This is a genomic window from Pantoea sp. Fr-CA_6 (assembly GCF_024520895.1).
Classification (GTDB): Bacteria; Pseudomonadota; Gammaproteobacteria; order Enterobacterales; family Enterobacteriaceae; genus Pantoea; species Pantoea agglomerans.
Genome location: NZ_JALNPO010000003.1, coordinates 208855 through 224326, shown reverse-complemented (window position 1 = coordinate 224326; position 15472 = coordinate 208855). Strand labels below are relative to the sequence as shown.

At 54.1% G+C, this 15472-nt stretch carries 15 protein-coding genes and 2 pseudogenes; 6 read left to right on the top strand and 11 right to left on the bottom strand.

Annotated elements, in window-relative coordinates:
• Positions 1–103 precede the first annotated feature (103 nt).
• On the top strand, positions 104–700 hold the full coding sequence (locus tag NR201_RS07080) for a TetR/AcrR family transcriptional regulator (RefSeq protein WP_033760897.1): 597 nt from the start codon (positions 104–106) through the stop codon (positions 698–700).
• An 89-nt stretch (positions 701–789) separates the two neighbouring features.
• Here NR201_RS07080 and NR201_RS07075 read toward each other — a convergent pair whose 3' ends face one another.
• Entirely contained in the window at positions 790–1359 is a 570-nt protein-coding gene (locus NR201_RS07075) for a TetR/AcrR family transcriptional regulator (protein WP_050679225.1), read from the bottom strand.
• 136 nt (positions 1360–1495) lie between these two features.
• Here NR201_RS07075 and NR201_RS07070 point away from each other — a divergent pair, with 136 nt between their 5' ends.
• Positions 1496–2218 carry a glutathione S-transferase gene (locus tag NR201_RS07070; RefSeq protein ID WP_022624594.1) on the top strand — a complete coding sequence of 241 codons (723 nt, stop codon included), beginning with the start codon at positions 1496–1498 and terminating at the stop codon, positions 2216–2218.
• 122 nt (positions 2219–2340) lie between these two features.
• Here the strand turns inward: NR201_RS07070 and NR201_RS07065 are convergent, their stop codons facing one another.
• The 7 genes from NR201_RS07065 to NR201_RS07035 all read right to left on the bottom strand — a co-directional run bounded on the left by NR201_RS07065 (position 2341) and on the right by NR201_RS07035 (position 8408).
• Complete coding sequence (locus NR201_RS07065) at positions 2341–3120, bottom strand: ABC transporter ATP-binding protein (protein WP_045139956.1); 780 nt, start codon at positions 3118–3120, stop codon at positions 2341–2343.
• A complete protein-coding gene (locus tag NR201_RS07060) occupies positions 3117–3803 on the bottom strand; it encodes an ABC transporter permease (protein WP_010246777.1) in 687 nt (228 codons plus the stop codon). Before NR201_RS07060 ends, NR201_RS07065 begins: the two co-directional genes overlap by 4 nt.
• Before the next feature lie 9 nt (positions 3804–3812).
• Positions 3813–4538: an ABC transporter permease gene (locus NR201_RS07055; protein ID WP_176442685.1), complete on the bottom strand. Its 726-nt coding sequence runs from the start codon at positions 4536–4538 to the stop codon at positions 3813–3815.
• Positions 4539–4544: 6 nt separating this feature from the next.
• Entirely contained in the window at positions 4545–5393 is an 849-nt protein-coding gene (locus tag NR201_RS07050; protein ID WP_010670606.1) for a transporter substrate-binding domain-containing protein, read from the bottom strand.
• Between the two features lie 21 nt (positions 5394–5414).
• Positions 5415–6602 carry a M20 family metallopeptidase gene (locus NR201_RS07045; protein WP_033760875.1) on the bottom strand — a complete coding sequence of 396 codons (1188 nt, stop codon included), beginning with the start codon at positions 6600–6602 and terminating at the stop codon, positions 5415–5417.
• A gap of 241 nt (positions 6603–6843) precedes the next feature.
• On the bottom strand, positions 6844–7743 hold the full coding sequence (locus NR201_RS07040) for an alpha/beta fold hydrolase (RefSeq protein WP_228312738.1): 900 nt from the start codon (positions 7741–7743) through the stop codon (positions 6844–6846).
• A gap of 50 nt (positions 7744–7793) precedes the next feature.
• Positions 7794–8408: a TetR/AcrR family transcriptional regulator gene (locus NR201_RS07035; protein WP_256849566.1), complete on the bottom strand. Its 615-nt coding sequence runs from the start codon at positions 8406–8408 to the stop codon at positions 7794–7796.
• A 213-nt stretch (positions 8409–8621) separates the two neighbouring features.
• Here NR201_RS07035 and NR201_RS07030 point away from each other — a divergent pair.
• Positions 8622–9039 (top strand): annotated as a pseudogene (locus NR201_RS07030) (LysR substrate-binding domain-containing protein); the annotation flags it as partial.
• A gap of 34 nt (positions 9040–9073) precedes the next feature.
• Here NR201_RS07030 and NR201_RS07025 read toward each other — a convergent pair.
• Positions 9074–10063 (bottom strand): aldo/keto reductase, encoded by a 990-nt coding sequence (locus NR201_RS07025; RefSeq protein WP_256849565.1) that lies wholly within the window; start codon positions 10061–10063, stop codon positions 9074–9076.
• 25 nt (positions 10064–10088) lie between these two features.
• Positions 10089–10241 (bottom strand): annotated as a pseudogene (locus tag NR201_RS07020) (aldo/keto reductase); the annotation flags it as partial.
• A 380-nt stretch (positions 10242–10621) separates the two neighbouring features.
• On the opposite strand from NR201_RS07020, the gene NR201_RS07015 reads away from it, so the two are divergent.
• The 3 genes from NR201_RS07015 (at position 10622) to NR201_RS07005 (ending at position 12735) form a co-directional block, all read left to right on the top strand.
• On the top strand, positions 10622–11065 hold the full coding sequence (locus NR201_RS07015) for an antitoxin Xre/MbcA/ParS toxin-binding domain-containing protein (RefSeq protein ID WP_022624589.1): 444 nt from the start codon (positions 10622–10624) through the stop codon (positions 11063–11065).
• Positions 11062–11532, top strand: a complete 471-nt coding sequence (locus NR201_RS07010) for an RES family NAD+ phosphorylase (RefSeq protein WP_256849564.1) — start codon at positions 11062–11064, stop codon at positions 11530–11532. The genes NR201_RS07015 and NR201_RS07010 overlap by 4 nt, the downstream gene beginning before the upstream one ends.
• 171 nt (positions 11533–11703) lie before the next feature.
• Positions 11704–12735, top strand: a complete 1032-nt coding sequence (locus tag NR201_RS07005) for an AI-2E family transporter (protein WP_256849563.1) — start codon at positions 11704–11706, stop codon at positions 12733–12735.
• Here the strand turns inward: NR201_RS07005 and NR201_RS07000 are convergent.
• Positions 12724–15453, bottom strand: coding sequence for a cation-transporting P-type ATPase (locus tag NR201_RS07000; RefSeq protein WP_010670601.1), 2730 nt, complete (start codon positions 15451–15453; stop codon positions 12724–12726). The two genes, NR201_RS07005 and NR201_RS07000, sit on opposite strands and share 12 nt — an antisense overlap.
• Between the last annotated feature and the right edge of the window lie 19 nt (positions 15454–15472).

The window sequence follows — 15472 nt, the reverse complement described above, 5'->3', positions numbered from 1 at the left end:
AGCGCACACGAGTTTGATTTAATATACGCGGCGTATGTCACATTAATCACACATACGCCGCGTATGTCAATTAATATACCTCGCGTATGTGAAAGGAGAGTGTATGGCCGCTAAACGTCGCGCTGAAACAATGGAAGAGAACCGGGCAAAACTGATTGCAGCAGCACGCACAGCCTTTGCCGAAAAAGGCTTTGCCGCCGCATCAATGGATGAACTGACGGCCAGCGTAGGTCTGACACGCGGGGCGCTCTACCACAATTTTGGTGACAAAAAGGGGCTGCTTGCGGCGGTCGTCGCACAGGTTGATGGCGAAATGGCCCAGCAGGCTAAAGCGGCAGCGTCTGGGGTGAGCGATGCGTGGGAGAAGCTGGTGGCTGAAGGCATCGCCTATATCCGCATGGCAATGGATGCCGAAGTGCAACGTATTGTGCTGCGCGATGGCCCGGCTTTTCTGGGAGATCCTTCGCAATGGCCCAGCCAGAACAGCTGCCTGGAAGCCACGCGTGAAACGATTACCCGTCTTATCGACAGCGGGATAATGAAGCCGGTCGACGCCGATGCCGCCGCTCATCTGCTGAACAGCGCGGCGCTGAATGCCGCACTGTGGGTCGCTTCCAGCAGCGAGCCGGAAAAGGCGCTGCCAAAGATGATCGACGTGTTCACACAACTGGCAGGCGGCTTGCGCCATAGTGCAATTTAACCCTGAATGTTCACTGCTGCTTTCACTGATAGCCCTGAAGCTCTGAGTGCTGACGCCTGCATCTCTTTCAGGCGCGGTGTCGTTTTAATTCAGTGTGACAGCGGAATCAGGCCGCTCTCCTGATAGGTCGCAATCAGGTTATCATAAATGGTTATATCCTGGCGCGTGCGGGCTATTAACTGCGCGCCAGCAACTGCGGTGTAAATTGCCAGCGCACGCTGCGCATTTTTCTCCGCGTTATCGGGCGACTTTTCGCAAAGGACCTCTGTCAGCCACTTGACGTTCGCATCGACAAAACACTGAACCTCACGCTTCACTTCCTCGGGCAGATCTTCATATTCCGCCGCCATAAAGCTGGAGAGACAGAGCCGGTTGGCATCTTCAAGCGACTTGCGGAAAATCTGCGGATAGCGCTGCAACGCTTCATCCGGTGAGGCACTTTGCTCGCGTATAGTCTTTAAATCCTCAGCCGTATCCTGCCAGTATCGGCTGGCAACCGCGGCCCCCAGATTGGCCTTACTGGCGAAGTGATAATAGATACTGGCATTCTTGATGCCTACCTCGTCAGCGATACTGCGAAAATTAATCCCGTTATAGCCATGATTCTGGGCAGCACTTTTTGCTGCGGCCAGAATGGCTTCCCGCGCGTTCAGGCTCATAACTCAGTTTTCCTTCAGGAGGTGGAGACGCATTATAAGGGGAAAATATTTACCTGCCAACTGGTAGACAGGGATTGACATAAGGAAAGTTCAGCACCACAATCAACCTACCAATTGACAGGTAGGTAACTTAATCATGACTGATATCCACAATGCATCTGCAGTTCCGTCACTCCCCGCGATGAAGATTTATGACTGGTATGATGGCCCTTATCCTGCACGGGTCAGGATTGCCCTGGCGGAAAAGGGATTACTTTCTGAGGTCGCATTTATTCCGGTCAACCTGTGGAAAGGTGAGCATAAAAAACCTGAATTTTTAGCGATCAATTATTCAGGAACCCTGCCGGTTTTAGCGCTGAATGACGGAACGCTGATCGCTGAATGCACCGCCATTACGCAATATCTCGATGTGCTGGATGAGAATCCGGTTCTGACTGGCGTCACGCCGGCAGAAAAAGGCGTTATCCATATGATGACCAAACGGGCTGAGATCGAATTTCTTGATGCGGTCAGCGTCTATTTCCATCATGCCACAGCAGGACTGGGGCCGGAGGTGGAGCTCTATCAGAATCCGGAATGGGGTGCGAAGATGCGTGAAAAGGCCATCAGAGGGATGCACTACTTTGACGGCGTTTTACGCTCACAACCTTATGTCGCGGGCAATACATTTTCGATGGCGGATATCGCCGTAACCGGCGGAATGATTTTCGCGGCTTTGGTGAATCTTGCTGTTCCTGACGAGTGTCGCGCCCTGAAAGCGTGGTATGCAAAAATCCAGAGCCGCCCCAGCTATCAGCAATGGCAGGCAATGGTTGAAGCGGGCCGCCCTGCTGCTGCTTCGTCTCAGGACCGGGCGTAAGATCGCGCTGATCGTTCTGGATAACGTGTTCTGGCTGCTGTAAAAAACCCCGGGAAATCTTCCGGGGTTTTCTGATCTCAAAACACGAAATCTCAGTGCGTCAGCCTTATCAGAACGACGCTTCAGCCTGCATTGCGCTCAAAGTGGCTATTTACAAAGGCGCGGCAGCGTGGCGAGATCGGATCGAGAAACACCTGCTCCGGCGAACCGGACTCCTCAATCATGCCCTGGTGCAGAAACACCGCTTTGTTCGACACGTCGCGCGCAAAGCCCATTTCATGGGTGACGATAATCATGGTACGTCCCTCTTCCGCCAGACTGCGGATCACCCGCAATACTTCGCCCACCAGCTCCGGATCCAGCGCTGAAGTTGGCTCATCGAACAGTATCGCTTTTGGCTGCTGCGCCAGCGCCCGTGCAATCGCCACGCGCTGCTGCTGTCCGCCGGAAAGCTGCGACGGCCAGGCGTCGCGTTTTGCATAGAGTCCCACTCTATGGAGCAGCGCTTCTGCTTCTTCAATCGCCTCTTTATGGCTGCGCTTCTGCACATGAACCGGCGCTTCAATGATGTTCTGCATCACCGTTTTATGCGGCCACAGGTTGAAGCTCTGAAATACAAAGCCGAGCTGCATTCGCATCAGCTTGATGCGACGGCGCTGCTCGCGGCTCAGTTTTTCGTCGGCGTTATCCAGGGTGACGTTCACCTCGCCTACCGCAATTTCGCCTGCCTGCGGCACTTCAAGAAACGGAATGCAGCGTAGCAGCGTACTTTTGCCCGACCCACTGGCTCCAATCAGCGATATCACATCGCCATCCTGCGCGGTCAGGCTGATGTCGTGCAGCACTTCGTGTCCCGCATAACTCTTTCTGAGATGACTCAGCATGATGGTAGGTGCGGTCATGAGCGTGCTCCAAAATAGTAAGGTGATAAGCGTCGTTCCAGCATCGATACGCCTTTGCTGACCAGCATGGTGAGTATCAGGTAGATCACCGCCGCGCTCAGGAACACCTCCAGCGCCCGGAAAGTGGAAGAGACTATCGAGTCGGCAATGCCGGTCATCTCCATCAGGCTGATAGTGCTGACCAGCGACGTTGCTTTGATCATCGAGATGATCTCATTGCTGTAGGCCGGCAATGCCTGTCGAATCGCAATCGGTAAGGTGATGCGGGTAAAGATTTTATACGACGACATGCCTGAGACTTTAGCGGCCTCCAGCGACTGCTGACTGACGGCACGCAGCCCGCCGCGCAGGATCTCCGAGGTATAGGCGGCATCATTGAGAATCAGCGCCAGTAAGCCGCACCAGTAGGGATCGCGCAGTAGCGGCCAGAACAGGCTTTCCCGCACCGCCGGTAAACTGCCCAGGCCGTAATAGACCATAAAGATCTGGATCAGCAGTGGCGTACCGCGAAATAGCCAGACGTAGAAGCGACAGAAAACGCTGCCGACACGCGTCATGCGCAGCAGGTTAAGCAGCAGCGCCAGCACGCCGCCGCCAAAGAGTGAGAGCAGCGCCAGGTTGATGGTCAGCGGCAATCCTTTCAGCAGCGCCAGCAGCGTCTGCTGTAAAAACATGATATCCACGTGGACTCCTTACCCCTTCACGCGCTGTTGACCGCGCATCGCAAACTTTTCCACGTAGCGGAAAACCATATCGGAACAGGTGGTGATAATCAGGTAGATCACCGCACCCACGCTGTAGAAGAAAAAGGACATCTGGGTGGAGTTGGCTGCGGTGGAGACCTGGTTCATCGTTTCCACCAGTCCGGTTACCGAGACCAGCGCCGACTCTTTGATCACCGATTGCCACTGGTTGCCCATGCCGGGCAACGCAGTGCGTAACGCCTGCGGCACGATAATGCGACGAAACATCATCAGCCGTCCCATGCCGGTCACGGTCGCCGCTTCCAGCGTTCCGCCGGGAATGGCGTAGAAAGCGCCACGGAACACCCCGCTCTGATAGGCACCGGAGATCAGCCCGATGGCAATCGCGCCCGCCACAAAGCCGTTCACATCGAAGGGTCCCGGGAAGCCCAGCGCGGTGCCCACGGTGGAGACCACCTGTCGTCCACCGAAGTAGAAGAGGTAGATCACCAGCAGTTCCGGCACGCCGCGAAACAGTGTGATATAGCCTGCCGCCAGTCGCTGCTGCCAGCGTGAACCGGCAATCTGCATCCAGCAGAGCACGCTGCCCAGCAACGCACCCAGCAGCCAGGCGCATAACGACACGCTGACGGTGACGGCGGCGGCGTTAAGCAGCACGCCACCCCAGCCCTCATCCCCGAAGCCCAGTATCTGCCAGTCAATATTCATCAGCATCAGCGGTTACGCTTTCGGCGCGACATCTTCGCCAAACCATTTGATCGACAGTTTGCTCAGCGTCCCATCTTTGATCATGGAGTCCAGCGCCTGATTCAGCACCTGCTGCAGCTCACTGTTGCCTTTACGCAGACCAATCGCCGAGCCTGCGCCCAGCACGCCACCGGAGAAGCCATAGCCGCTGCTGCTGATCGCCTCAGCATGTTTTTTCACAAAGGCGTTGAGGTTGGTACGAGACGCCATGACGGCATCCACCCGGCCATTCATCAGGTCGGCGAAGGTTTCAGGACCCGCCTGATAGGTGCGGATAGTGGCAACGTCGCCCAGGTATTTCTGCAGGAAATCCGCCTGAATGGTGGCGACCTGCACCGCGATGGTTTTCCCTTTGAAGGTGGTTTTCAGATCGTCGATCGCTTTTTTCATGCCGGCGTCATCATCCGCCGTCACAATCGTGCCGCTGCCTGGCAGCGTGGCCAGCGGGCTTTTTTTCGCAGTCACAAAGCTGGAGACGCTGACGGTGTACTGATGGGTAAAATCGATCGCTTCAGCACGTTTTGGTGTTACGGTCACCGCATCGATCACCGCATCATATTTACCGTCGATAAGACCTGGGATCATGCCCGACCATTTCTGGGCGATGATTTCATATTTGAAGCCAGCACGTTTAGCCAGCTCCGCCACCATATCCGGCTCATAGCCGACGATTTTGCCGCTCGGGGTGGTCTGGTTGAACGGAGGATAAGCCGCTTCAGTCGCAAACTTCAGGGTGCCGAAATCTTTCGCCTGGCTGAACGAGGAAGTGGCGAGCAGTGCCACGGTCAGAGAAGCCGTGAACAGGCGGTTACGCATCATCATATAAACCTCATTTATTTATTATTAAGAGAGTAAATCAATTGCAAGGCGGGTCAGCGCCTGCGTCCCGGCGGTAATGCTGCGTTCGTCCGGCTGATAGTCGGAGTTATGCAGGTGATCGTCACGGCCCGGCGTGGCCGATCCAATATGAATCTGGCAGCCCGGTACCCGTTCCGTGAACAGTGAAAAATCTTCGGCACCAAAGCTGGCGCTGGGCTGCGCGATGATGGGCTTATCAAACTGATGCGACAGAATCTGTTCCAGTGAATCGATCAGACGATCGTCATTCATAAGAGGCGGCACGCCACGCTGGAAGTTAACCTCCACCCGCACGTTTTGCGCCAGCGCCACCCCTTCGCACATCCGTTTAAACGAGGTTTCCATAGCAGCGCGTACTTCCGGCGACTTAGTACGGATGGTGCCCTGAAACAGGCAGCTATCGGGAATGATATTGTGGGTGGTACCACCCTGAATGTGCCCGATGGTTAATACGGCGGAGTGAGCGGGATCGCGTTCACGCGAGATGAGGGTCTGTAGCTGGCTGATGAGATGCACGGTCGCGATGATCGGATCGGTGCCCATGTGCGGACGTGCCGCGTGGGTCGATACGCCATGCACCGTAACGTCGAATTCATCGCTGGAGGCGGTACTGGCCCCGCGCGTCAGGGCGACTTCTCCCGCAGCCAGTTCAGGCTTGTTATGCAGGGTCACGGCCCAGTCGATGCCATCTGCCGCGCCGTCCGCAATCATCGCCTCAGCGCCACTTTCTGGCGTCTCTTCCGCTGGCTGGAATATCAGCCGGACCCGGCCTTTGAGCTGCTGACGATAGTGCGGCAGGATCGTTGCGACACCCAGCATCGTTGCGGTGTGAATATCATGCCCACAGGCGTGCATTTTTCCGGGATAGCGGCTGGCAAACGGTAAACCGGTCTGCTCATGTATCGGCAACGCGTCCATGTCGGCGCGCAACAGCAGCGTCTTACCCGGCTCTGCGCCGTCGATATCCACCACAACACCGCTGCGGCCAACGCCGGTGCGGGGATTAAGTCCCAGCGCCTGCAGATAGTCTGTGACCAGACTGGCGGTGCGCAGCGTATCAAAGCCTAATTCCGGATGCGCATGGATATCACGTCGAATCGCCACTAACTGCGATTCAAGTTCATTAACTCTGGCTTTTATTTCCCCGGCCAGTCGTGCTTTTTCCTGATTCATAGCAGCCCCGGCAATATGCGATCGGCACTCTGCTGCCGACCGCTATTTTAATCTCATCCTGATGGCGGACGTTGATGACCGTTTATTTATTCACAGCACGCGACAGAAAGCAACGCGCAACAGCCTGCTCTACATACTTAAAAATCAATAAGATAGTGTTATTTATTGGAAACCTGTATGAGATAACAGCAGATCAGCAATAATATTAATAATCCGCCACACGACATTACTTTCCCTACTGTCACTGAGGTGATATTTCGCTTTTATCCGGAGAGGGAATAAAGAAGTCTGCCAGTATTTCCGCTAATTTCTCGGGTTGTTCGTCGGGAATAAAATGGCCGCAGTTGAGAACAGTTTCACTGCTAACCTGATGCGCTACGGTGCGCAGCGGGGTGGCCATATCGGGTATCGATCCCTGGTCGGCACTGACAGCCAGCAGCGGTAAAGCCAGTTTGCCTTTTAACGCGCGCTGTCGATTCTGCTCTGCCGACTTTGCGAAAGCGCGGTAAAAAGCCAGTCCGGCCCGCAAGGCCCCTGGCTGCTGAAAAACGCGCAGATATTCATGACGGGCCGCCGCATCTATGCGATGTGGATTGGCTGACTTACGGTTAAAAAACCAGTCGAGGTAGATCGCCTCTCTGCCAGTGATCAGCGCTTCCGGTAAATCATCCACACAGTGAAATCCAAAATGCCAGGTTTTCCAGGCGCTATCACCCACCATTGGCAGTAAGTCAGGCAGTGTGATGCCGGGAATGCCGCCATCCAGCAGCGCGAGACGGCTAACCTTTTCGGGATGGCCTGCCGCCAGTGACCAGGCGACCCACGCCCCGATATCATGCCCGGCCAGATGAAAGCGTTCGATACCCAGCTGGTTCAGCAGCGCCAGTATGCGCTCTGCCACGCTGTCAGTGTCGTAACCACTGGCTGGAAAGTCAGAATCACCCTGCCCTGGCAGGTCGGGTGCGATCACCTGAAAGCGGCTGGCAAGCAAGGGAATTACCTCCCGCCAGGCATAACTGCTTTGCGGGAAACCCGCGAGCAAAACCACTGCCTCAGCGTGTTCACTGCCTGCGCTGAGGTAGTGCAGCCGCTGCGAGTCAATGTGAATAAAGTGGTGCTGGTAGAGTGGATATTCGTGCATAAAACCTCCGGATAATAAGGAAACGATCGCTTCCTTAATGTGTAAAAAATTTAGTCGAGTAACTTCAGCGCCTGGGGGATGATGCTGGCATCGGGCCGGGTAGCAGCAACTTTACCGGCGACCCGCATCCCCAGAACAATGCATAGCATTAACGAAGCGGTGGCGTCTCTGTCCAGTACAGGATTGACCGAACCATCCTGCTGACCCAGGCTGATTATCTGCTGCAGATTCTGCTGGTTGCGTATCAGCGCCGCGCTGACGGCTCCGGCAAGTTCCTCATCCAGAGTTTGCAGCTCCACGGCGCTGACAGCCACCAGACAGCCGCGCTCACCTTCTACATCGCGCACTGAATCCACATAAAAATTGAGTAGCGCCGCCAGTTGCTCACGGCCATTTTCACATTGCGCCAGCCGCGCGGCTAAACTGCTGTTGCGCATTGAGAGATAGCGAGCGAAGACGTTTGCAAACAGCGTGCGCTTGTCGGTAAAAGCTTTATAGATGCTGCCGGTAGTGAGCTGCATAGCCTGGCCCAAATCGCCGATCGAGGTGGCGTGATAGCCCTTTTGCCGGAATACCAGCATTGCGCTGTCCAGTGCCGCATCGGTATCAAACGCCCGCGGTCGTCCCCGCTCTTTATAACGGTTATCGTTCATCGCAAACACCATTAGAGAATGATCATTTCCTTAAAGATAGACTGATTTGTCCGCCAGATAAAGGCTTTCTTATGCCTGGGGCTCGCCTGGAAATGGAACTCGCCCCTCACCATGACCTTCTCAGATAAAACTCCATATCGACGGCGTGTGAAAGGCATAGGCCCAGACATGTTCGGCACGTCAGGCACGCCGTTTTAATCTCGCGTTATCTAATCAGGCCCATCTGAGCCACGTATTGCCGATCTTGAGCAGGAGCTGGCCTCTCTGGTTCAACTTAATGGAACGCCCTCTGGCAATATCCGCTTATCCGCAGGGGAGCATGCAGCTCAAACTCTCGTATGGCCGAAATTAAAACTTTTATCATTGGAAGTTTGAGAAGGAAGGAAAATCGTTACGTGTCAGAGTTGAAGGACAGGTCACGTTTAATTTTCTGTCAGAAAGAATCGATGCCGTATTATCGGGTTTTGGTATTGCCTGTGTTCCTGAAGATACGATCAGGGAGCATGTAAAATCCGGAAAGCTAATTCAGATTCTGCAGGATTGGTGCCCTGCATTTCCCGGTTATTATCTCTGTTATCCGAGCCGTAAACAGCATCCGCCCGCTTTTGTGCTGATGATAGATGCGCTTCGGCACCCGGAATAGCGGGTCTGCAATTCGATGCAGACCCGCCTGAATCTTAACGGCCCACACGAGCCTGATGCTCAGGGGAGTAACGCTCGCCGACGATTTCTATCGTTTCAAGCGCCTCTTCTATCTGCCGCACGTCGTCCTGTGAAAGAGTGATGTCGGCAGCACCCAGGTTTTCATCCAGCCGGTGCAGTTTAGTAGTGCCGGGGATGGGAACAATCCACGGTTTTTGTGCCAGCAACCATGCCAGTGCTATTTGTGCAGACGTAACCCCTTTTCCGGCAGCCAGTTCACCCAGTAATGTGACCAGCTTTTCGTTGGCTTCAATTGCTTCAGCGGCAAAACGCGGCACCTTACTACGGAAATCGTCACTGCCAAACGTCGTTCCTGACTTAATCGCGCCCGTCAGAAATCCTTTGCCTAATGGACTGAATGGCACAAAACCAATCCCCAACTCCTCCAGCAATGGCAGGATCTCCTGCTCAGGCTCGCGCCACCACATTGAGTATTCGCTTTGCAGTGCAGTAACAGGTTGTACGGCATGTGCACGACGAATGGTTTGTGCACCCGCTTCAGAAAGGCCGAAATGTTTGACCTTACCTTCTGAAATCAGGTCTTTCACGGTTCCCGCAACATCTTCGATAGGGACTTCCGGATCGATGCGGTGCTGATACAGCAAATCAATCACATCGGTTTTCAGACGACGCAACGAGCCTTCAACAGCTTTACGAATATGTTCCGGGCGGCTGTTTAAAATCTGCTGTTTATTGTCCTCACCAAAGGTAAAACCAAATTTGGTAGCGATAACCACCCGGTCGCGTAAGGGTTGTAACGCTTCACCCACCACGTCTTCATTAAGATACGGGCCATAAACTTCGGCTGTGTCGAAAAATGTCACCCCACGTTCAACGGCTGCGCGAATCAGCTCAACAGCCTGACGAGTGTCGGTCGCCGGACCATAGCCATGACTCAGGCCCATACAGCCCAAACCCAGTGCTGACACTTCAAGCCCTGATTTTCCGAGATAGCGTTTTTGCATTATTGAAAGCCTCTTCTGTTGCGTTTTAAACGTCAGGTTTGCGGCCAGTCAGCCACTCCACCATCGCCGGATAGGGATGAGAGAAGAATGCGCTGGTTGCGGAATCAAGCGCCGCAATTTGCAACATATCCTCAGAACTGCGTTCAAAAACGAGGATATTGATGTTCTCTACCATTTTTGAGTTTTACAGTTGGCATGGCGTTATCCTTCAGCCGTTGTGTGTGAAAAGCATAACGTAAAGTGATTAACTGGATTAAGTAGGGTAATTAGCTAGGGCTTATTACTTTTATTCATCAATGATGATTAATCCTGATCTTTGTCTGACCGCTATTGCAGATTTCGCTCTTTAAGAAACTGGCTCATGAGATCGACAATCTGCACATTATTCATATCAATACGCGATATGAATGAAACTCATGAATATGTGTGAGTCGCGACTTGATCTGACGCATGACCCTGAAAGGTTCAGAGTGACCAGTTTTCCTGATTTATCAGATCCTGAAATTTGCGCCCCTCCCACCAAATGGTTATAGTTAAATAACCAATTGGAGGTGACAGATGAAAACTTTCAGCTTTTCTGCGAATAAAACCAGGCCGCCACGCTTATGGCAGGCCGCAGGCCTGAACAACGCTGATGGTGTCGCCCTGCTGGGCCAGATTAATGAAGGCCTTGATGGCAACGTAGCTCACCTGATCGTCAACTGGGCGAAGATTACGCAAAACGACCTGCGAAAAATGTCCGGTATTCCCTCCACGACGTTCAGCCGAAGCGTGAAAGCGAAATTCAGCGCTGAACAAAGTGAACGACTGGTACGTATTATCCGTGTCATTGATCGCGCAGTTGAACTGTTCGAAGGTGATAAGGATGAAGCGCTAAAATGGTTGAATGAGCCTAACAGGGCGCTGAGCTGGAAAATGCCCGCAGAACTGATGGCGTCTGAAACCGGGGCTTACGAGGTCATGAAATTAATCACGCGCCTGGAGCACGGAGTTTATTCTTGATTTTCTACAGGCTGACCAAGACAAAGTATCTTTCAACAGCCTGGACGGGATTTGGCGCAAAAGAGGCGGGCGGCCGCTGGAACAGCATCGGCATCTCCATGGTTTATGTTTCTGAAACAGCATCACTGACTTTGCTGGAAACACTGGTCCATCTGCACTCAGCACACATCCTGGACGCATTCACACTTCTGCGCATCGATGTTCCCGATGCGTTGATTCAGACCGCTGATATCACTGAGTTGCCTGCAAACTGGGCTGATGAAGACGCACCGGCAGAACTGGCTGACTATGGAGACGCCTGGTGCTCTGCCTGCGATGCTGTTGCGTTGCGTGTTCCCAGTGCCCTCTCCCCTGTAGAATATAACTATCTGTTAAATCCTGAATATCCCGAGTTCTTCCGGATAGTTCAACAGGCTGAGGCCATTCCGTTCCGGTTTGATCGTCGGCTGAAACCGGATCGTAAATAAACTATCCGGATAGCTTTTGGTCGCGCATTCGTGCGTTGAACAAGGGCCGGAAGCCACCAATGATCGTCTCTTAAGCCCTGCGAGAAGCCTTTCCCCCTCTGACCTGACGCAAAGCACTGAAGCTTAAGCCTCATCTATACTGCAGCTTATCTTTGCTGAAGGAGCCCAATCATGGGACTGAGCTGGTTTACCCTCTGGCCGCCAATGGCACGCGTGCTGTTTATCCTCACCTGTCTGACCATTATTCTGACCGGCCTTTATCTGGCAGCACCGCTGATCAACCAGGTACTGCTGGCAATGTTACTGGCCATCATGCTTGATCCCCTGATTACCCGGCTGGAAAACAAACGCATACCGCGCATCGTCTCGTCACTGCTGGTGATTATGCTGATGCTGTTGATCATGGTGGTCACTATCCTCAAGTTAACCGTGCTGACGCCCGATTTAATGCAGCTCAGCCGCCAGGCGCCCGTGCTGCTGGCGGCCCGGCTTGAACAGCTGACGCTGGCCTTTGCACGGCTTGATATCGGTATGACGCCCGACCAGTTGCTGACCTTTGTGGATGCAGGGGCAATAGTGCGCATCGTCACTGCATTTCTGACGCAAATCCCTGGCGTCATCTCATGGTGGATCATGGTGTTCCTGATGCTGCTGTTTATGCTCTATGAGATGCCGCTGCTGAAAGCTGCAATGCAACAGCGGGTAAAGGGAAAACATCAGGCCTTTTATCTGGCGCTGCAGGAGGGAATTCAGAGCGTGATTGTGTATGCCAGAGTGAAAACGCTGACCAGTATTCTGGGCGGGTTAATCGTGGGCGTCGGTGCGCATCTGATCGGGCTGAAGTTTGCCTTTTTCTGGGGCGTGCTGATGTTCATCTTTAATTACGTGCCGGTGCTTGGCTCCTTTCTGGCCGCGATTCCGCCGGTGATCCAGAGTTACATCATGTTTGATTTACAGATCGCGCTGGCGGTAGCAGGTTTCTTTGTGGTGCTGAACCTCTGCCTGAGTTCGGTGATCGAACCATTGCTGATTGGGAAGCGACTCAATCTGGCGCTGACCACGCAGTTGCTGGCGTTTCTGTTCTGGCAGGCGTTACTGGGGATTACGGGCGGGATACTGGCTATTCCACTAACCTATCTGATTAAAAAGGTCCTGCTGGCGAGCTATCCGCAGCAGGACCCGGAGGCAGAATTAACTCAGTGATGGCGTCTTCACCCGCCATGCGCGGGTGAGGCGTTTTTCAATCTCAACTATGATGAAGATCGCGATACTGACAATCAGCGAAATCAGCCAGTAGTTGATCGGCAGTGGACGGGTACCAAACAGCGTGTTCATTAATGGCACATAAATAATGATCGCCTGAAGGACAATCAGTACCAGCGTCACCAGCCAGATACCGCGATTTTTCAGCAGACCGCGATCCAGTGAGAAGCCATCAGAGTTACGGCAGTTAAGCATGTAGGCCCACTGCGCAGTCACCAGCATCTGCAGCAGCACGGTACGGATAAACTCGGCACTGTAGCCACGCGGTTGCAGCCATGCTTCCAGCACAAAGGCACTGATTGAAATCAGCAGACCGACAAACACCACGCGCCAGATAGCGTAAGCGTCCATCACGTGCGCTTTGACATTGCGCGGTGGCCGGCGCATCGCATTCGCTTCAGCAGGCTCGAACGCCAGACCAAACGACAGCGTGGCGGATGTTGCCATGTTCATCCACAGAATCTGTACCGGGGTTAACGGCAGCAGATTGCCCATCAGAATCGCGATAATAATCAGCAGACCCTGTGCCAGGTTGGTGGGCATAATAAACAGGATGGTTTTCTTGAGGTTGTCGTAAACCCGACGTCCCTCTTTGACTGCCGCAGCGATGGTGGCAAAGTTATCGTCGGCCAGAATCATATCGGCCGCCTCTTTTGTCACCTCGGTGCCTTTGATACCCATCGCAATACCGACGTTGGCCTGTTTCAGCGCCGGAGCATCATTGACGCCGTCGCCGGTCATGCCGACGATCTCGCCGCTCGCTTCCAGCGCTTTCACCAGACGCAGTTTGTGTTCCGGGCTGGTGCGGGCAAAAATGTCATAGGTTTTTGCCGCGTCCGCCAGTTCGGCGTCACTCATGTGTTCAAGCTGGTAGCCAGTGATAGCAGCCTGGCTGTTGCCGATTCCCAGCATCTGACCAATCGCCATAGCGGTTTCCTGATGGTCGCCGGTGATCATTTTGACGCGAATGCCCGCTTTCTGGCACTCGTCAATGGCGGCAATCGCCTCGGGACGGGGGGGATCCATCATGCAGGCCAGACCCAGCAGCACCATGTCACTTCTCAGATCGGCATGATCCAGCGCGGTAACGGGTGCAGAGGTTCTCTTCCAGGCGGCGGCAACGGTGCGCAGCCCTTCGCTGGCGTAGGTGGTGATGGCGGCATCCCAGTACGCACGGTCTATCGGCTCTGCACCCTCCGGTGTTTGCTGCTGCTGACATAGCGTCAGCAGCACGTCTGGCGCACCGGTCAGCAGCACATAAGATTCGCCGTTGGCAACACAGCTGACCGACATATATTTATAGAGGGAATCGAACGGCAGCTTGCTCACCACCTCAACTGGCTGAGGTGTCGTCTGACCCTTCGCCGCCAGCACCTTCAGCGCGCCTTCAGTCGGGCCGCCAACAATCGTCCAGTGTCCCTGACTTTCCTGACGCAGCTGGCTTTCATTACAGGTGTCTACCGCATGCAGGAACTGCTGAAACAGCGGATCCTGTGCCGCAGAGAGTCCACTTGCGTCGCCCTGCTCAGCAACAATCTCCCCTTTGGGTTCATAGCTGTTTCCGCTGACGCGCCAGCGGCTCTTCGCCAGCACCACCGCTTTCACCGTCATCTCATTCATGGTGAGCGTGCCGGTTTTATCGGAGCAGATCACCGACATCGCGCCCAGGGTTTCAACAGTCGGCAGCTTACGGATAATCGCCTGGGTCCGCGCCATCGACTGCACGCCAAGCGACAGGATGATAGAGATAATGGCAGGCAGACCTTCCGGAACCGCAGCAACCGCCAGGCTGATGACGGACAGCGACAACTCGCCCAGTGGAATGTCACGCAGCAGATAGCCGAAGATAAACAGGGCGACCATCATCAGCAGGATGATGAAAAAGATCGCTTTACCGAGTTTGTCGATCTGCACCAGCAGCGGGGTTTTAACCTCTTTTATGCCGCTGATCATTTCGTTGATATGGCCCAGCTCAGTATCACCGCCGCTGGCGATCACCACGCCTGCGGCGGTGCCGGAACTGACGGTAGTGCCTGAAAAAGCCAGGTTCAGACGGTCGCCCAGCGATTTTTCACCGCTCAGCGTATCGGTGTTCTTCGACACCACCGTCGACTCCCCGGTGAGAATCGCCTCTTCAACCCGAAGATTATTGACCTCAAACAGTCGCAGATCAGCCGGGATTTTATCGCCGGGGCGTAACATCACCACATCACCGACCACAATATCGCGCGTCGCGACCGTGACCTGTTTGCCATCCCGCACCAACATCGCTTCACTGGCAAGCATGTTCTGAATACTTTTCAGTGACTTCTCGGCATTATTCTCCTGAATAAAGCCGATCAGGGCGTTAATGACGGCCACGCCGATAATGACAAAGGTATCGACCCAGTGACCCATGATCGCGGTGATCACCGCCGCGGCCAGCAGAATATAGATCAGCACATCTTTAAAATGCGCGATGAATTTGAGCAGAGCCGATTTCTCAGCTTTTTGCGGAAGGGCATTGGGACCGTGTTTCTGCAGGCGTTCCTGCGCAGTGGCGGTGGATAATCCTGCTGATGAGCTCTGCAGTTCGGAGAATATCTCTGCCACACTACGCTGATACCAGGGGCGCTCAGATAAAGCTAACGCTTTATCCTGCTTATCATTATTTAGCATATATAAACCTCGTGCCATT